This is a genomic window from Geomonas limicola (assembly GCF_014193675.1).
Taxonomy (GTDB): domain Bacteria; phylum Desulfobacterota; class Desulfuromonadia; order Geobacterales; family Geobacteraceae; genus Geomonas; species Geomonas limicola.
Genome location: NZ_BLXZ01000005.1, coordinates 400,761 through 418,363 on the forward strand (window position 1 = coordinate 400,761; position 17,603 = coordinate 418,363).

General features: G+C 63.0%; 14 protein-coding genes. 8 read left to right on the forward strand and 6 right to left on the reverse strand.

Annotation, left to right across the window (positions count from 1 at the left end):
- Positions 1–122: 122 nt before the first annotated feature.
- Positions 123–1,322 carry a cofactor-independent phosphoglycerate mutase gene (locus H7688_RS14445; RefSeq protein WP_183361862.1) on the forward strand — a complete coding sequence of 400 codons (1,200 nt, stop codon included), beginning with the start codon at positions 123–125 and terminating at the stop codon, positions 1,320–1,322.
- A gap of 130 nt (positions 1,323–1,452) precedes the next feature.
- On the forward strand, positions 1,453–2,757 hold the full coding sequence (locus tag H7688_RS14450; protein WP_183361863.1) for an aminotransferase class I/II-fold pyridoxal phosphate-dependent enzyme: 1,305 nt from the start codon (positions 1,453–1,455) through the stop codon (positions 2,755–2,757).
- Between the two features lie 258 nt (positions 2,758–3,015).
- Here the strand turns inward: H7688_RS14450 and lepB are convergent, their stop codons facing one another.
- The gene (gene lepB, locus H7688_RS14455; protein WP_183361864.1) at positions 3,016–3,681 is read right to left on the reverse strand and encodes a signal peptidase I; all 666 of its coding nucleotides are present in this window, start codon (positions 3,679–3,681) and stop codon (positions 3,016–3,018) included.
- 53 nt (positions 3,682–3,734) lie between these two features.
- Complete coding sequence (gene lepA, locus H7688_RS14460; RefSeq protein WP_183361865.1) at positions 3,735–5,534, reverse strand: translation elongation factor 4; 1,800 nt, start codon at positions 5,532–5,534, stop codon at positions 3,735–3,737.
- 576 nt (positions 5,535–6,110) lie between these two features.
- Here lepA and H7688_RS14465 point away from each other — a divergent pair.
- The 6 genes from H7688_RS14465 (at position 6,111) to rocF (ending at position 15,291) form a co-directional block, all read left to right on the forward strand.
- On the forward strand, positions 6,111–6,335 hold the full coding sequence (locus H7688_RS14465; protein ID WP_183361866.1) for a hypothetical protein: 225 nt from the start codon (positions 6,111–6,113) through the stop codon (positions 6,333–6,335).
- Between the two features lie 374 nt (positions 6,336–6,709).
- Positions 6,710–7,813: a putative NPN-dependent ornithine cyclodeaminase gene (locus tag H7688_RS14470; protein WP_183361867.1), complete on the forward strand. Its 1,104-nt coding sequence runs from the start codon at positions 6,710–6,712 to the stop codon at positions 7,811–7,813.
- A gap of 430 nt (positions 7,814–8,243) precedes the next feature.
- Positions 8,244–8,633: an ATP-binding protein gene (locus H7688_RS14475; protein WP_183361868.1), complete on the forward strand. Its 390-nt coding sequence runs from the start codon at positions 8,244–8,246 to the stop codon at positions 8,631–8,633.
- A 35-nt stretch (positions 8,634–8,668) separates the two neighbouring features.
- On the forward strand, positions 8,669–10,690 hold the full coding sequence (locus H7688_RS14480; protein WP_183361869.1) for a hybrid sensor histidine kinase/response regulator: 2,022 nt from the start codon (positions 8,669–8,671) through the stop codon (positions 10,688–10,690).
- 34 nt (positions 10,691–10,724) lie between these two features.
- Positions 10,725–14,348, forward strand: coding sequence for a chemotaxis protein CheB (locus H7688_RS14485; protein WP_183361870.1), 3,624 nt, complete (start codon positions 10,725–10,727; stop codon positions 14,346–14,348).
- A 34-nt stretch (positions 14,349–14,382) separates the two neighbouring features.
- On the forward strand, positions 14,383–15,291 hold the full coding sequence (gene rocF, locus H7688_RS14490; protein WP_183361871.1) for an arginase: 909 nt from the start codon (positions 14,383–14,385) through the stop codon (positions 15,289–15,291).
- Between the two features lie 92 nt (positions 15,292–15,383).
- Here rocF and H7688_RS14495 read toward each other — a convergent pair whose 3' ends face one another.
- From H7688_RS14495 to rsmD, 4 genes are all read right to left on the reverse strand, one after another.
- Positions 15,384–15,881, reverse strand: coding sequence for a chemotaxis protein CheW (locus H7688_RS14495; RefSeq protein WP_183361872.1), 498 nt, complete (start codon positions 15,879–15,881; stop codon positions 15,384–15,386).
- Between the two features lie 237 nt (positions 15,882–16,118).
- Positions 16,119–16,313 (reverse strand): DUF1858 domain-containing protein, encoded by a 195-nt coding sequence (locus tag H7688_RS14500; protein WP_183361873.1) that lies wholly within the window; start codon positions 16,311–16,313, stop codon positions 16,119–16,121.
- 99 nt (positions 16,314–16,412) lie between these two features.
- Positions 16,413–16,901, reverse strand: coding sequence for a pantetheine-phosphate adenylyltransferase (gene coaD / locus H7688_RS14505; RefSeq protein ID WP_183361874.1), 489 nt, complete (start codon positions 16,899–16,901; stop codon positions 16,413–16,415).
- Positions 16,892–17,473: a 16S rRNA (guanine(966)-N(2))-methyltransferase RsmD gene (gene rsmD, locus H7688_RS14510; RefSeq protein WP_183361875.1), complete on the reverse strand. Its 582-nt coding sequence runs from the start codon at positions 17,471–17,473 to the stop codon at positions 16,892–16,894. Before rsmD ends, coaD begins: the two co-directional genes overlap by 10 nt.
- Positions 17,474–17,603: the final 130 nt, after the last annotated feature.

Sequence of the window (17,603 nt, forward strand, 5' to 3'; positions counted from 1 at the left end):
CCTTTTTCGGCACCGTTTCTTGTGTTACTGCTCTTTTTCATGCTATACCAACCCGGGTGACTAAAAACTCATAAAGCTATCCACGCTTACCCATAACTTACCAGGACAAGAGGACCCGATTCATGAAGTACGTTGTACTGCTGGGCGACGGCATGTCGGACCAGCCGATCAAAACTCTGGACGGGAAAACTCCGCTGCAAGCGGCAAAAACCCCGAATATGGACTTCATGGCACGCCGCGGCACGCTCGGCCTGGCGCAGACGGTTCCCCCGGGCTACCCGCCGGGCTCCGACGTCGCCAACCTCTCGATGTTCGGCTACAACCCGGTGGACTGCTACACGGGGCGCTCCCCGCTGGAAGCTGCCAGCATGGGTGTCTCGCTGGGACCTGACGACGTCGCCTTCCGGATCAACCTGGTGCACCTGGACGCCCGCGCCGGTCGACTCACCATGAACGACTACTCCGCCGGCCACATCTCCACCGCCGACGGCCGCGAACTGGTGGAAGAGCTGCAGCGCCAACTGGGTAACGAGGAGTTCTCCTTCCACCCCGGGGTGAGCTACCGGCACCTCCTGGTCTGGCACGGCGGCAACACCCAGATAAAGGCAACCCCGCCGCACGACATCACCGGCCAGGACGTCATCGTGCACTTCCCGAAAGGGGAGGGGGCCGAAAAGCTCATCGACCTCATGAACAGCTCGCAGCTCATCTTCAACAACCACCCGCAGTTCAAGCGGCGCATCGCGGCCGGCGAAACCCCTGCCAACTCGATCTGGCCCTGGGGGCTCGGCAAGGCGCCCGCCATGGAGAACTACCGGGACAAGTTCGGGCTGACCGGCGCGGTGATCTCCGCCGTCGACCTCATCAAGGGGATCGGCGTCTACGCAGGGCTCGATGTCATCGAGGTTCCCGGTGCCACCGGCTACCTGGATACCAACTTCCAAGGCAAGGCCTCTGCTGCAGTTGAAGCCTTGAAAGAGCGTGACTTCGTGTTCGTGCACGTGGAGGCGCCCGACGAGGCCTCGCACTCCGGGAAGCTTGCCGACAAGCTCAAGGCCATCGAACTCTTCGACGAGCTGATCGTGGGGCCGGTGCTGGAAGGGATCAAACAGTACGGCGAGTACCGCGTGCTCTGTGCCCCGGACCACCCGACGCCGCTTGCGCTCATGACCCACACCTCGGACCCGGTACCGTTCATCATCTACAGCGGCGAACAAGTTGAGAAGGGAGGGGTTGCCGGCTACGACGAGATCTCCGCCAAGGCCACCGGCGTTCATGTCGCCGAAGGGTTCCGCCTCATGGAGCAACTGCTCGGGAGGTAGCCGTCCCCGCCGTCCCATATTACCGTTGACAAGTTGTCTACGACACGTTTAAATGGCGTTTTCAATTAAAAGCCTGTCGATCTAGGTACTAACCTTCGCAATAAACAACCACTTCACCAGGAGGAACTACATGAACCCGTTGGCCGCAGAACTGAACGAGGCTCTTGCCCAGCACAGCCCGCACGTGCTGGAAATGCTGTCCGATCTCGGTAAAAACCTCTTCTTCCCCAAGGGTATTCTGACCCAGTCGGCGGAAGCCAAGGAAAAGGCCCACAAATTCAACGCCACCATCGGCATCGCTACCGAAAACGGCGGCCCGATGTACCTCTCCTGCATCCAGGACAAGCTGTCCGCCTTCGATCCCAAGGACATCTACCCCTACGCGCCGCCGGCGGGCAAGCCGGAACTCAGGAGCCTCTGGAGGGAGAAGCAGCTGCGCGAGAACCCGAGCCAGGTCGGCAAGCACTTCAGCAACCCGATCGTGACCAACGCCCTGACCCACGGTCTCTCCATCGTCGCCGACATGTTCATCGACAAGGGCGATCACCTGATCCTGCCGGACATGCTCTGGGGCAACTACAACCTGACCTTCACCACCTGCTGCGGCGCCATCGTGAAGAAGCACCCGACCTTCACCGTGACCGGCGGCTACGACATCGACGCCTTCAAGACCACCCTGCAGAACACCGCGGAAGAGAAGGGGAAAGCGGTCGTACTCCTTAACTTCCCGAACAACCCCAGCGGCTACACCCCGACGGTTGCCGAGGGAGACGCCTTGGTCGCTGCCATCAAGGAAGTGGCAGAAGCGGGCTGCAACGTGGTCGCCATCACCGATGACGCCTACTTCGGCCTCTTCTACGAGGACAGCCTGAAGGAGTCCCTGTTCGGCAAACTGGCCAACCTGCACCCGCGCATCCTGGCCATCAAGCTTGATGGCGCCACCAAGGAAGAGTTCGTCTGGGGCTTCCGCACCGGCTTCATCACCTTCGCCGACGGCAACAACTACGAGAACGCACCGGTGATGTCCGCGCTGGAGAAAAAGGCCATGGGTATCATCCGCGCCCGCATCTCCAACTGTCCGCACCCCTCGCAGACCTTCGTCATCGAGGCGCTGCGCTCGCCCGACTTCCTGAAGCAGAAAGAAGAGAAGTTCCAGGTCATGAAGGGTCGTGCGCTGAAGACCAAGGAAGTGCTGAATGCCGGCAAGTTCGAGAAGGCCTGGGACTACTACCCGTTCAACTCCGGCTACTTCATGTGCCTGAAGCTCAAGACCGTCGAGGCCGAGAAGCTGCGTCTGCACCTGCTGGACAAGTACGGCGTCGGTGCCATCTCGACCAGCAAGACCGACCTGAGGATTGCCTTCTCCTGCATCGCCGAGAAGGACATCCCGGAGCTGTTCGACATCATCTACAAGGCGGTTCAGGACCTGGCGTAAGGTCCCGCGCTCAGAAAAGGAAAAGCCCCTGTCCGACCTCGGACCAGGGGCTTTTTTTATGCCGTGTGAGGAACTTTCGGGGACTCATTCTGTCATGCACCCGGCTGATCTGTAGGGAATGGTTATTCGCCCCTACGAGTGCCTTGCTGCCTGGTAGAGAAGCGTGCCGTTACCCGTGACAAAAAAGGCCCATCGGATCTCCCGATGGGCCTTTTCGTGCGGAGGCTTCTCAGCCTCAGCCTTAACCTCAACCTGCTGCTAGTCGATGAGCTTCCCGATGGAGCCGAAGCGGACGCGGAACCTGTCCTTGTCCCAGGACCAGTACTTGATGAAGGCGAGCCCCTTGATGGCGTCCTTCCCTACGAAGCCCCAGAAACGGCTGTCGTAGGAGCGGTCACGATTGTCGCCCATCACGAAGTAGGAGTTGGGCGGCACCACCACGGCGTCCTTGTTGTCCCGCGGGTTGGCCTCCTTGGGGATCTCTTCGCTCTCCTTGTGGATCTCGTGCGGGTTCGCGTAGAGCTTGCCGTTCACGTAGACCCGCTTGTGCTTCACCTCGACGGTATCGCCGGGAACGCCGACCACACGCTTGATGAAATCCTTGGAGGGATCTTCCGGGTACTCGAAAACGATCACGTCACCCTGGCGCGGGTCGCGCAGTTTCACGATGCGCGTGGTGCTGAAGGGGAGCTTCGCGCCGTAGATGAACTTGTTGACCAGGATGTGGTCACCAATGGCCAGGGTGTCCTCCATGGAACCGGAGGGAATCTTGAATGCCTGCACGATGAAGGTACGGATCACCAGGGCGAGCAGTATCGCTATGCAGATCGATTCCGCGTACTCCCGAACGATATGCTTCCCCTGTACGGGCTTGGGCGCCTTTTCAGTCTCGTTTTCGTTTGCCACGTTCTTCAAATCTTCCATTACCAGTTGTTCCCCTTTGTAAGTTGGGAAGGCAAAAGCCATCCAAAAGTAGGCTACCCTTCAACCTTCAGGATTGCCAGGAACGCCTCTTGGGGGAGTTCCACGTTGCCAACGTTCTTCATGCGCTTCTTGCCTTCTTTCTGCTTTTCCAACAACTTCCGCTTACGGGTGATATCGCCGCCGTAGCACTTGGCGAGGACGTCTTTCCTCAAGGCCTTCACGGTCTCGCGCGCGATGACCTTGGCGCCGACTGCCGCCTGGATGGCGATCTCGAACATCTGGCGCGGGATGAGCTCCTTCATCTTGGAGACCAGCTCGCGGCCGCGGTAGTAGGCCTTGTCCTTGTGAATGATGAGCGACAGGGCGTCCACCACCTCGCCGTTGATCATGATGTTGAGGCGCACCAGGTCGCTTTGGCGGTAGTCGAGCATCTCGTAATCGAGGGAGGCGTACCCCTTGGTGATCGACTTCAAGCGGTCGTAGAAGTCGAGCACCACCTCGTTCAAGGGAAGTTCGTAGACCACCATGACGCGGGTCGGGGTCAGGTACTTGATCTCGCGCTGCACCCCGCGCTTTTCCTCGCACAGGGCCAGGATCCCGCCGACGAAGTCGTTGGGGACGTGGATGGAGGCGAGGATGAAGGGCTCCTCCAGGTAGCCGATCTCCTGGACCGGCGGGAGCTGGTTCGCGCTCTGGATCTGGGTCATGCTGCCGTCGGGGCGGTGCACGTTGTAGACAACCGTCGGTGCGGTGGTGATGAGCTCCAGGTTGAACTCGCGCTCCAGGCGCTCCTGGATGATCTCCATATGCAAGAGGCCCAAAAAGCCGCAGCGGAAGCCGAAGCCAAGCGCGAGCGAGGTCTCGGGATCGTAGGAGAAGGAAGAGTCGTTCAGTTTCAGCTTGGCGAGCGCGTCGCGCAGCTGCTCGTACTGCGAGGTGTCAATCGGGTAGAGCCCCGAGAACACCATCGGCTTCACTTCCTTGTAGCCGGGGAGGGCGGCATCGCAGGGGTTGTGCAGGAGCGTCACGGTGTCGCCGACCTTGGCGTCGGCCACTTCGCGGATGCCGGCGATGATGAAACCGACCTCGCCCGCGGTAAGGGCCGGGACCTCGCGCATGTCCGGGGCGAAGACACCGGCCTTCAGGACCTCGTAGCTGCGCCGGTTCGACATGAGCTGGATCTTGTCACCTTTTTTCACCGTGCCGTCCACGATGCGCACCAGGATGATGACCCCCTGGTACTGGTCGTACCACGAATCGAAGAGGAGCGCTTTCAAGGGCTTGTCCGGCTCCCCCTTGGGCGGCGGGATCTTTTTCACGATCTCTTCGAGGATCTCCTTGGTGCCGATCCCTTCTTTTGCGCTGGCGAGCACCGCGTCGTGCGTGTCGAGGCCGATGATTTCCTCGATCTCCTGCTTGACGCGTTCGGGTTCCGCGGCGGGGAGGTCGATCTTGTTCAGAACGACGAATACCTCGAGGTCGGCGTCGAGGGCGAGGTAGACGTTGGCAAGCGTCTGCGCCTCGACACCTTGGGAGGCGTCCACGACCAAAAGGCCACCCTCGCAGGCGGTCAGCGAACGGGAGACCTCGTAGGTGAAGTCAACATGGCCCGGGGTGTCGATGAGGTTCAGGACGTAATCCTTGCCATCATCGGCGCGGTAGTTGAGTCGGACGGTTTGCGCCTTAATGGTGATGCCGCGCTCGCGCTCCAGGTCCATCTTGTCGAGGAACTGGTCCTGCTTGTCCCGGGCGCTCAGCGTGCCGGTGAACTCGAGGAGGCGGTCGGCGATGGTGGATTTACCATGGTCGATATGGGCGATGATGGAGAAGTTGCGAATGTGCGATAGTACCATATTGTCCTTTATCAAGGGGAGGTTAACTAATGAATGATATAGGAGCAACAGGCTAAAGTAAAGGGATTTCTCACCGCTTCAGGGGGGCTGGTGGGGTGGTTTTCGCGGAGTGTGGGCCGTGCATGCCGTGCGCTAAAAGGAGGTCTTCCTCCCATGAATTCGGGGTGGGTTCGGTTCTTAACAGCCATTCCTGCAGACTTACCCTCAGCGCGCGCCAGAAAAAGCGCCCGGTGACCAGGATCGCGTAGCCTATGATGATCCACTGTAGTCGCATGCTTTGCTTCCCCTGTATCGAGAATAACCGGGGGGCGCGGGAGGTTCCGGGTACGTGCGCCGCTCTGTCGTCTCTTTTCGGCCTCGGCAGGGGAAACTTTAGCGACACACTCTATCTCAAACCCTTATTGGATACCGAGATGGCTGTAATAATGTTTAACCTACGTGTATGAGGAGATGATCCGGGAACTGGCAGGAAGGCTTCTGACCGAATGCGGTTACCGGGTCACCACCTGCGCGGACAGCGCTACCGCCGTGGACCACTACCGGGAGGCCTAGGCGGGGAGCGAGCCTTTCGCGGCAGTGATTCTCGACCTGACCGTTCCGGGAGGGATGGGGGGGAGGGAGGCCGCCCGCCAGCTTTTGACCCTCGACCCGCAGGCGCGGCTCATCGTCTCCACCGGGTATACCAGCGATCTCTCCATTGCCGACTGGAGCCACTACCGGTTCAGCGGCTTCCTCGCCAAACCGTACAGTGCCGTCGAAATGACGCGGGTCCTGGAACTGGTGTTGAGCCACTCCGCGTGATTCGACCGGTGACCCCGTAAACGACGCGCAGGGCCTGGACCAGACCTTACTCCGGGTGGGTTCAGGGGGGCCGGCACAGCGGGAAGCGGCGCGTCGCCTGACGGTGGTTACTAACCCGTCCCTGCGCATTGCCTACCTCAAGCCCCCCCCGCATCGTGGCTCCAACCACATCGAAACCGCACGCACAGCGTGACCTGCCTCAGGTACTGACCCTGCTTGAAGCCTGGGGTCGGTCAGAACCGACACTGCACCGCTGATCCGGCGTAGGAGTCGCTGCTACAACCAGTCCCGTTGTATCCAGCCTTGGCCGTGCTAGAGTAGTGAGGGCCGTCTGGCAGGCACCTGCGTCGGCACTGAGAGTACAGGAGGGGACCGTGTCCGCCATCAACGAGGTGATACCGGAATATACCGCACCGGATTTCAGCCGGCTGGGGCTCGCCCATGCACCGGTGGCCCAGACGGCTCCCGCTCCCGGGGACGGTGTGCTCCCGAAAAACTACCATGCCACCTCGAACCATCCCGAGTACGTGCACCTGGGGAGCGGCGAGTGGATCCTTGCCCGGCACAGCCGCATGGACTCGGTGATGGTGCTGCGCGGCCGGGAACTCGAGGTGGTGGAGCCGCGCCGGGTCCGGGCCGGGGACCCGGTGGTCGTGGGGCGCACCGAAAACGGCGAAGAGGGGATCTACCTGCACATCTCCGGGTTCGAGCCGCTCACCGAACACCTAGCCGACAAGTTCTCCTTCAGAAACCGTGGCACCCGGGAAACCCCGTTCTCCCGCAGTTATGACGAGCTGTACCAGGTACTCAGGCACGACCGGGAGCACGGCTACATCGTCTGGGTGCTGGGACCGGCGGTCGCCTTCGACATGGACAGCCGAAGCGCCATGCAGGGGCTCATCGAAGCCGGCTTCTGCCATGCCCTTTTGGCCGGCAACGCGCTGGCCACCCACGACCTGGAGGCGGCTCGCTTCAGGACCGGGCTGGGCCAGGACATTTACACCCAGGCCTTCCAGCCCATGGGACACTACAACCACCTGGATATCATCAACGAGGTGCGCCAGCGCGGGAGCATCACCCGGGCCATCGAGGAGCTCGCCCTTTGCGACGGCATCATGTACGCCTGCGAGAAAAAGGGGATACCATACGTCCTGGCCGGCTCGATCCGCGACGACGGGCCGCTACCCGAGGTGGTGCGCGATACCTACCAGGCCCAGGACGCCATGCGTGTGCACGCCAAAAAGGCCACCACGGTGATCGCCATGGCGACCCAGCTGCACTCCATCGCCTTCGGCAACATGGTCCCGAGCTACCAGGTACTGGATGACGGCACGGTGCGGCCGGTCTTCTTCTACGTGGTGGACATGACCGAATTCTGCGTCGACAAACTCGCCAACCGGGGCTCGGCACAGGCGGTCGCCATCCTGACCAACGCCCAGGACTTCATGGTAAATCTCTGGAACAACCTGAAGATGTAGGGTTATCCGGGTTTCCCGGGGGCAGGTGGGGCGGGGCAGGTGACAGCAGTTAGTTCCGGGAATAAAGAACTAGTATGGGATAACGTCCTACATGGGTAGGGTAAGTTTACATTGCAAAGTTTTCCGACATTTGTTAGTTATTGTCAGGGCGCGAATAGGAATGTCTACCGAGTCCTTTTACTGCATATTTAGACATTGAAATACTGTATTTCTTGCAGCAGGTAGCCCATTCTATTCTGGAAAAGGTTCCTCGCGTGAGTTCTGTCCGTTCTCTGGCTGAATCAGCAACTGTCCCTGGTACGGTACCTCGTGCTCAGCACCGGGCATGCCACCCGGCTCGGCCGCAACCCTCCCTTGCATTTCTCCGCTGCACCCCCTCCGGTTCAGGTTCCGGCTGCGCGCTTCCCGATACACGCTCCGGAGGGCTCCTATGAACGACAGCCAGCAGCACCTGGCCGAAGCTCCCCTGGAGTCGCTCGCCGACGTGGTCCTGGCGCGCCAGAAAGTGCGCGGCCTCGCCCTGAGGCTCGGGCTGCAGGTCGCCGACCAGACCCGCCTGGTGACCGCCACCGCGGGGCTGGGGCGCCGGCTGGTCGTTACCGGCGCCGCCGGTACCCTGCGGGTCTTCCGCTGTTTCGGTGCCCAAAGCGGCCTGCGGCTGGTCTACAGCGGCTACCCCGGTACGGCGGATGCCCTGGCCCAGCTGGTGCACGAGCCGGTAGAACCGGGGCTCCCCGGCGTGGCACAGCTGGCCGACCGCATCGAGGTGAGCGGTTGCCCCGGGACGGCCGGGTCCCTTACCCTTTACTTCTGGTTATGAACCTGCCCGGTAGCAGGGCCGCTCACGAGGAGCCCATGACTTCTTCCCCCCAACACTCCGTGGGTACCCAACCGGCCGGCAACGCCCCTGACCCCCTCTACGGCGACGACCACAAGGATGCCGAACTCATCCAGTTGCGCCACCAACTGGTCCACTCCCAGGAACTTCTGGCCCACTACCAGGAGAGCGAGGAGAAGTACCTGCTGCTCTTCAGCAACCTGGACCAGGCGTTGTTCATCTTCGACCGCGAGACCCAGTTCATCACCGAGACCAACGACCTGGCCCGCCAGCTCTACGGCTACGACTTTCCCGAACTGTTGGGAATGCCGGTGACTCACCTGGGTCCCTCGGGTTCCGCCCCCGGGCCGGCGCACGTGGGTATTCCGGTGCAGGGGCACCGGGGCCGGCGGGTGCACCGCAAGCGCGACGGCACCCTGTTTCCGGTCGAGGTGGTGGAGGGGAGCTTCCCCTACAAGAACCGGGTGCAGGGGTTCCTGCTCTGCCGGGACTTAGGTGCCCTGCAGGAACTCGAGCGCGAGAGCCTGCAGGCGCGCCGCGACTGGGAGGAGACCTTCGACGTCTTTCCGGACGCCATCACCCTGAACGACGCCCAGGGGCGCCTGCTGCGCGCCAACCGCGCCGCCCGGGAGCGGTTCCAACTCTGCGAGCGCGGTCCCGGCGACCAGCTGTGCGCCACCTGCCTCTACCAGGGCTTTTGTTCGAACGAGTCCTGCCTGGTCCAGGATGCGGTCGCCAAGCGCGGGCCGGTCCAGCTGGAATGCCGCCAGGAAGAGCAGGGACGCTCCCTGGAGTTCACCGTGCTCCCCCGCTTCGACGCCGACGGCGAATTTGTCGGCAGCACCCGGCTGGTGCGCGACCTGAGCGACTACCGGCGCCTGGAGGCCCAGCTGCTGCATGCCCAGAAGATGGAGTCGCTGGGCACCCTGGCGGGCGGTGTGGCTCACGACTTCAACAACATCCTTACCGTCATCCTGGGTACCTGCGCGCTGCTCCAGTTCAAGCTGGGGGAAGAGGACCCGATCGCCCAAGAGCTGTGCACCGTTGCAGAAGCGGCCGAGCGGGCCGCCGCGCTCACCCGCAACCTCTTGACCTTCAGCCGCCGGCAGGTCGTCAATCCCCGGCTGGTGGACGTGGGGCGCGTGGTGAGTCAGATGGACCTCTTCCTGCACCGCCTGATCGGTGAGCACATCCAGCTGGTGGTCTCCTGCGCCAAGGGGGAGTTCACGGTGCTGGGCGACTCCTCGCAACTGGAACAGGTGTTCATGAACCTGGTGGTGAACGCCAAGGACGCCATGCCCGAGGGGGGGATGCTGATCATCTACCTGGCTCCGGTCACCCTGGAACCTGCCCAGGCCGAGGTGAACGGCTGCCCCCCGGGTCGCTACGTGGGGATCACCGTCTCGGACACCGGTTGCGGCATGGATGTGCGCACCAAAGAGCGCATCTTCGACCCCTTCTTCACCACCAAGGGAAAAGGGAAGGGGACCGGCTTGGGGCTCTCCACGGTGTACGGCATCGTGAAGCAGCACGGCGGGGTGATCCACACCAGCAGCGAACTGGGGCGCGGCACCACCTTCCGCATCTTCCTCCCGCTGGGCGAACAGCTGGGCGAGGCGGCTCCGGCGCCGGGCCCGGTTTTGCGCACCGGCAGCGGCACCATCCTCTTGGCCGAGGACGACGCCCCGGTGCGCCAGACCACCACCTCTATCCTGGAGCGCAGCGGCTACCGGGTCATCCCTGCGGTGGACGGCGAGGATGCGGTAGCCACCTTCAAGGTACACCGCGGCCAGATCGACCTGGTGATCCTGGACGTCATCATGCCCAGGCTCAACGGCCGGCGCGCGGGGGAGGCGATCCGCAGCATGGACCCGGAAGTGCCGCTCCTGTTCACCAGCGGTTACACCGATGCCCTCATCGACGAGCAGGGGGTGATTGCCGGGGAGTTCCACTTCCTGCCCAAGCCCCCCTCGGTGCGCGAACTCACCGACAAGGTTCGCGAACTTATCGGCCAGGCCCCGGCTCGGCACTCCCTTTAGTAAAACGGTATCCATTCCAGCACCGGAGATCACCATGACCACTACGCCAGTTCAGCCAGAAGGGACGCCGACCCACATCGTGGGGATCGGTGCCTCTGCGGGAGGACTCAACGCCCTCGAGCAGTTCTTCGACAACATGCCTCCCGATTCCGGCATGGCCTTCGTGGTGATCCAGCATCTCTCACCGGACTTCAAGAGCCTGATGGATGACCTCCTGGCGCGCCACACCGAGATGTCCATCCACCGGGTCATCGACGGGGTGAAGCTCGAGGCCAACAGCATCTACCTGATCCCTCCCAAGAGCCACCTGACGGTGCGCGACCAGGCCCTGTATCTCACCGAGCGTACCAAGAGCCAGCACGTCGAGCTCCCCATCGACCTCTTCTTCAACTCGCTCGCCGAGGACGTCGGCAGCCGCGCCATCGCCGTGGTCCTCTCGGGTACCGGGTCGGATGGCTCCCACGGCGTGGTCTCGGTGCACCAGCAGGGGGGACTCGTCGTGGTGCAGGCGCCGGAGACCGCGCAGTTCGACGGCATGCCGCGAAGCGCCATCGCCACCGGGGCCTGCGACCTGATCCTGGCACCCCAGCGCATCCCCAAGGTGCTGCTCGATTACCTGGTGAACGCCGCCGCGGTGCGCAACCTGGCGCACAGCGAGCTGGAGGTATTCGCCGAGGACGGCGAGTTCGCCGGCATCTTCGCCCAGTTGCGGCGCACCTACAACCTCGATTTCGCCAAGTACAAGGACAGCACCGTGAGCCGGCGCATCCGGCGGCGCATGGATTTCCGCCAGATAGGCGACGTCTCCGATTACCTCTCCATCCTCTCGGGGGACCAGGTCGAGCTCGACCTGCTCTACAAGGATCTGCTCATCGGGGTCACCGAGTTCTTCCGCGACCCGCAGGCCTTCCAGTACCTGGACCAGGAAGTGCTGCCGCGGCTCTTCGTGAACCTGCGCCGCGGCGAAGACCTGAGGGTCTGGTCCGCCGGTTGCGCGACCGGCGAGGAGGCCTACTCGCTCGCCATCCTGCTCACCGAGCATGCCGAGCACCTCGGCTTCCGGGGGAAGATCACCGTCTTTGCCACCGACGTGCACAAATCCTCGCTGGAGGCCGGCTCCCAGGGGATCTACGAGCGCGGCAAGCTCGCCAACGTGAGCCCCGAGCGGCTGGCGCGCTTTTTCAAGATGGACGGCCACGACCAGTTCCGGATCAACTCGGACCTGCGCAAGCTGGTGGTGTTCGCACCGCACAACCTTCTGAGCGATCCCCCCTTCACCAAGCTAAGCCTGGTCTGCTGCCGCAACCTGTTGATCTACTTCCAGCCCGAGGTCCAGGAGAAGGTGATCTCCCACTTTCACTTCGCCCTGCGCAAAAGCGGGGTGCTCTTCCTCGGGAGCAGCGAGGGGCTGGGGAGCTTCTCCGGCGAATTCGAGACCCTGGCAAGCCAGCACAAGATGTTTCGCAAGATCCGGCACCTGAAACTGGCCATCGACATGGACCTGGCCGGCCTGGACAAGGCGCAGGGGCGGATCCCGGTCGCCCTCTCCCAGCCCGGCGCGGGGCGCCTGGTGAGCCTGGACCGCCAGGTGCTCGCCGACTACGACGCGCTTTTGCGCAAGCACCTCCCCCCCGGGGTGCTCGTCGACGAGCAGTTCCAGATCCTGCACTACTTCGGTAACGTGTCAGAATACCTGCGCATGCTCGAGGGGCGCATGGAGTACAACATCCTGGCCCTGACCGACGGGAACCTGCACCTGGCGCTCAGCACGCTTTTACCGCGAGCCCAGAAGGAGGGGCAGACGGTGGCGGCCCAGAACCTGAGGGTGCGCCTGGGGGGGCAGGAACAGCTGGTGGACCTCACGGTGACCCCCTTGCCCGAGCCCAAGTCGCGCGCCTGCCACTACCACGTCTACTTCAACAGGGTGCGCAGGCTGGAGCCACCCGAACCGGAGCAGGCCGAGGCCGCCGGCGAGGCATTCGAGCCCGGCGAGCATTTCCGGCAGTACCTGGCCGACCTGAAGCTGGAGTTGCAGTCCACCCGCGAGAACCTGCAGGCAACCGTCGAGGAGCTGCAGACCAGCAACGAGGAACTGCAGGCCACCAACGAGGAGCTCCTCGCTTCCAACGAGGAGCTGCAGAGCACCAACGAGGAGCTGCACTCGGTGAACGAGGAACTCTACTCGGTGAACTCCGAGTTCGAGCGCAAGAACTTTGAACTGAAGCAGCTCAACACCGACCACGACAATCTGTTGAACAGCACCGAGGCGGGCACCATCTTCCTGGACCGGCAATTGAGGATCCGCAAGTACAACCCGGCCGTCGCCGGTTTCTACAAGCTGATCCCCCAGGACATCGGCCGTCCCATCGACCACATCGCCTACCACCTGTCGGGGCAGGACCAGATGCTCGACGACATCAACAGCGTGCTGATAAGCGGTGTCCCCATCGAGAAGGAGGAACAGGCACGGGACGACCGCTGGGTGCTGCACCGGGTCTCGCCGTTTCGCACCGAGACCGGGCAGATCGAGGGGGTGGTGATCACCTTTACCGACATCACCCGCATCAAGAAGGCCGAGCAGGACGTGTTGCAGTTGAACGAACAACTGGAACAGCGCATCCAGGAGCGCACCCAGGAGCTCAAGCGCGAGGTCGAGGAGCGGCGCCGGGCCGAAGCGGGAATGCGCCAGCAGGAGCAGTTCATCCATTCCACGCTGGACGGTCTGCATCAGAACCTCTGCGTCATCGACGCCCAGGGGCGCGTGGTGATCACCAACCGCGCCTGGCAAGCCAGGTTCACCCCGCCACCGGGCACCGGCGAACCCGCAGTCGGTTCCGGGTCGAGCTACCTCGAGGTCTGTCGGGTGCTCACCGGCAAGGACTCCGGTTCGGTTGAGGAGTTCATCGTCGGGATCTGGAGCGTCATCGACGGCGCGCTCCCCGAGTTCGTCAAGGAGTACGCCCAGGGGGATACCGGCGAGCAGCACTGGTTCCTGTGCCGGGTGAGCCGCTTCAGCGTGGCGGGGGCCACCTACGCGCTGGTCTCCCACGAGGAGGTCACCGAGCGCAAGCGGGTCGAGCTGGAACTACTGGCCAAGCAGCAGCGCCTCGAGGGGCTGATCCACGAGCGTCGCCTGGGCGAGGTCGAGCTGGAGAAGGCGCGCGAGCAGAACCAGGCCGCCAACCGGGCCATCACCACCCTGCGCAGCGGCGCGCCGGGTACCGGCGCCAGTGCCGCCGACCCGGTGGAGGTGCGGCTCCCCAACTGGAGCGGCACCCCCCTCGACATCCTGTTCGTCGAGGACAACGCCATCAACCTCACCATCGGCAGCGCCATCCTGAAGGAGTTGGGACACCGGGTACGCTGCGCGACGAACGGCAAGGAGTGCCTCGAACTGCTCGAGCGGGAGCGCTTCGACCTGGTGCTGATGGACATCCAGATGCCGGTCATGGACGGGCGGGAGGCCTTGCAGGAGATCCGCCGGCGCGAGGCGGGGAGCGACGGGCGGCTGCCGGTGGTGGCGCTGACCGGCAGTTTCGTAGGCGACGAGAGTGAGCGCTACCGCAGGGAAGGGTTCGACGGCCTGGTGACCAAGCCGCTCGAGTTGGAGCAGCTGGTATCCGTGATGATGAGCGCGGTGGGTGGCTCGGCGGGGTAGGGCGTTCGGCTGCTGCAGCGGCTCAGGAGGACGCATGACGGACGAGGTGGGCAGCGGGAAAAAGGTTCGCATCATCGGGGTGCCGGTCGACCTGGGGCAGGCCCAGCGCGGCGTCGACTTGGGTCCTGGTGCCTTGCGCTATGCGGGGATCGCCGACCGCCTGAGCGGTCTGGGGTACCAGGTCGAGGACCAGGGGAACCTCGACGTGCCGGTGCGCGACGTCCTGGGCGGGGAGCGCGAAATGCACTACCTCCCTTCCATCCGGCGGGTCTGCGATGCGGTGTACCAGGCGGGGCGGCGGGCGGTAGAGGACGGCTTCCTGCCGCTGTTCATGGGCGGAGACCATTCCATGGCGCTCGGGTCGATCGGCGGGGTGACCCACCACGAACCGGTCGGCGTGATCTGGATCGACGCCCATGGCGACTTCAATACGCCGCAGACTTCGCCGTCGGGGAACATCCACGGCATGGTGCTCGCCGCTCTCATGGGGCAGGGGTTTCCGGAACTGGTGCAGCTTGGGCGCATCGGTCCCAAACTCCAGGTGAGCGACGTGGTGATGATCGGGATCCGGGAGCTGGACCCCCAGGAGCGCCAGCGCCTCAAGGAGAGCGGGATCGCCACCTACACCATGCGCGAGATCGACGAGCGCGGCATGGGGACCGTGGCCCGTGAGGCGGTAGAGCGGCTCGAACACGTGAGCCGTCTGCATGTAAGCCTCGACCTGGATGCCCTGGATCCCCTCGAGGTCCCCGGGGTCGGTACCACTTCGCCGGGCGGTCTCACCTATCGGGAGGCCCAGCTTTTGATGGAGATCATCGCCGATTCCCGGCGCCTGGCCTCCCTGGACATCGTGGAGATCAACCCCATCCTGGACCAGCGTAACCAGACCGCCAAGATCGCCGTCGAACTGGCGGCCTCGCTGCTCGGCAGCAGGATCTTGTAACGGGAGAGGGGGCGCTCAGGCCCAGGGACCTGAAATGACGAGGGCACCGGTGTCAACCGGTGCCCTCGTTTGCTTTTGGGAACCTTTCCGCCTTAGGCCACCCCGCTTAACAGGCGGCGCTCTTCGTCACTCAGCATCCGGTCCAGGTCCAGAAGTACCAGCAGGCGCTCGGCCTGGTTGATCACCCCGGCCATGCACTCTTGTTCGAGCCCCGCCGAAGCAGCCGGTGGGGGCGGCTGGATCTCCTTCTCCGAGATGCGGATCACCTCGGAAACCTCGTCCACGATGAATCCCATCAGTTCGCCGATGATCTCCATGACCATGATGCGGGTGCGCTTGTCCCAGTCCGCCTCCGGAAGGTTGAACTTGCGCCTGAGCGAGATGATCGGGATCACCTTGCCGCGCAGGTTGATGACCCCCTCGACGTAGTGCGGGGTATTGGGCACCCGGGTGATGTTGAGCATGCGGATTATCTCGCGTACCAAGAGCACGTTGATGCCGTATTCCTCCTGGTCCAGGCTGAAACTGACCAACTGGATCTCGTCGTGGGTTTCCGTATCCGTTTTCTGGGTTGCTGGCAGATTGCTCATCGCGCTGGGGTCCTCCTGTCGGTTGTCGCTTCGTCGATCGCGGAACGTTCTGTAAGAATATCGACGACGTGAGGCGCTGCTTGAGAAAAAAATGAGGGTGCAGACGGTTTACCGGGAGGAATAACGCGACAGGCTGTCGCAAGGCACTTTGGAGAGGAGAAAAGAAACGCCCGGACCGTCTCCCCGTCGTGGGGAGAGCGGCGCGGGCGCAGAAGCGGGCTGCGTCGTACTGGGTGCTTAGACGGTGATGCTGCGGTTCAGTTCGGCGAGCAGGGTGTCGATGTCGACCTTGTGAACCGAGGCCCCGTGCTCAAGTTCTTCGTAGTCCGCGATCTGGCAGTCGAAACAGTCCAGCCCGTAGCGTTCGAAGATGGGGAGGGTTTCCGGGTGACGCCTGAGTATCTCCGAAATGGTCATGGTCTTGGTGATCACTGGAACCTCCCGATGCTGGGTTGGCTGCGTTTACTCGACATCTCAGCGCGTGCTGGCTTGCAACAGTAACAGACGCCGCTTGCCGTAGCAAGTAGAGCGCTAGGAACGGTTGAACTTGGCGTTGAGCGCCGCCTTGACCAGCGGCGGGACCAGTTTGTCCACCGGGCCGTTCAGCGAGCTCACCTCCTTCACGATGGAGGAGGAGAGGTAGCTGTAGGGGACCGAGGTCATCATGAACAGTGTTTCCACCTGCTTGGTGATGGAGCGGTTCATCTGGGCCAGCTGGAACTCGAACTCGAAGTCCGAGACCGCGCGCAGGCCGCGGATTACCACCGAGGCGCCCCGTTTCTGGACAAAGTCCACCAGGAGGCCGTCGAAGGTCTCCACGTAACAGTTCGGCTTGTCGGCGAGGATCTCGGACAACAGCGTCAGCCGCTCGGGGACGCTGAACAGCGAGTTCTTCTCGGAGTTGCGGGCCACGGCCACCACCACGCCGTCGAAGATCTGCAGGGCGCGCTCGATGATGTCCAGGTGTCCAAAGGTGACCGGGTCGAAGGAACCCGGGTAGACGGCGAGTTTCAGGGGCACTGTGCACCTCGGTCTGCGATGGTTAGAAAGGAGAGGGCGGTATCACCGTAGATCCTGCGCTCGCTCTCCTGCAGCTTGCCGAAGCTGCGGGGGATCTCTTCCTGTACAGCGAACTCCGCCACTACGGTGGTCCCGGCATCGACCAAGGGCGATTCGCCCAGCAGCTCCAGTACCCGAACCGCCAGCCCCTCGTGGTAGGGAGGGTCGAGAATGATCAGGTGAAAGGGGGCCTCGCTGCGCGCCAGCCAGCTAAGCGCGGCCGGCGCATCCTGGTGCAGCACCTTGGCCTGAGCGTTCAACCGGGTGAGCTCCAGGTTTTTCTGGATGAGTTGCACCGAGTCGCGGTGCGCGTCGACGAAGACGGCATAGCCTGCGCCGCGGCTCAGCGCCTCGATCCCGAGGTTCCCGGTGCCGGCAAAAAGGTCCAGTACCCGCATCTCGTCGAACTCGCCCAGGCGGCTCACCAGGATGCTGAAGAGCGCCTCCTTGACGCGGTCGGCGGTCGGGCGTACCCGCATGTTCTTGGGAGCGGTGAGCCTGCGCCCCCGCGCTGAGCCTGCGATCACCCGCATAGAATCTATTCCTTCATCCGGTCGATATTACCGGCTTTTCATGCTTCTCGCGTTGTAGCCTGCTCTATTACCACGATGCACCCATGGCGTCAATGGCAACTTTAAAGTTGACAGTGTATCAGGGCCGTAT

Excerpts from the sequence above, each read along its gene's own strand:
- H7688_RS14450 (WP_183361863.1), top strand. The coding sequence starts at position 1,453 with ATGAACCCGTTGGCCGCAGAACTGAACGAGGCTCTTGCCCAGCACAGC.
- H7688_RS14495 (WP_183361872.1), bottom strand. The coding sequence starts at position 15,881 with ATGAGCAATCTGCCAGCAACCCAGAAAACGGATACGGAAACCCACGAC.
- rocF (WP_183361871.1), top strand. The coding sequence starts at position 14,383 with ATGACGGACGAGGTGGGCAGCGGGAAAAAGGTTCGCATCATCGGGGTG.
- lepA (WP_183361865.1), bottom strand. The coding sequence starts at position 5,534 with ATGGTACTATCGCACATTCGCAACTTCTCCATCATCGCCCATATCGAC.
- rsmD (WP_183361875.1), bottom strand. The coding sequence starts at position 17,473 with ATGCGGGTGATCGCAGGCTCAGCGCGGGGGCGCAGGCTCACCGCTCCC.
- H7688_RS14485 (WP_183361870.1), top strand. The coding sequence starts at position 10,725 with ATGACCACTACGCCAGTTCAGCCAGAAGGGACGCCGACCCACATCGTG.
- lepB (WP_183361864.1), bottom strand. The coding sequence starts at position 3,681 with ATGGAAGATTTGAAGAACGTGGCAAACGAAAACGAGACTGAAAAGGCG.
- H7688_RS14445 (WP_183361862.1), top strand. The coding sequence starts at position 123 with ATGAAGTACGTTGTACTGCTGGGCGACGGCATGTCGGACCAGCCGATC.
- H7688_RS14475 (WP_183361868.1), top strand. The coding sequence starts at position 8,244 with ATGAACGACAGCCAGCAGCACCTGGCCGAAGCTCCCCTGGAGTCGCTC.
- H7688_RS14480 (WP_183361869.1), top strand. The coding sequence starts at position 8,669 with ATGACTTCTTCCCCCCAACACTCCGTGGGTACCCAACCGGCCGGCAAC.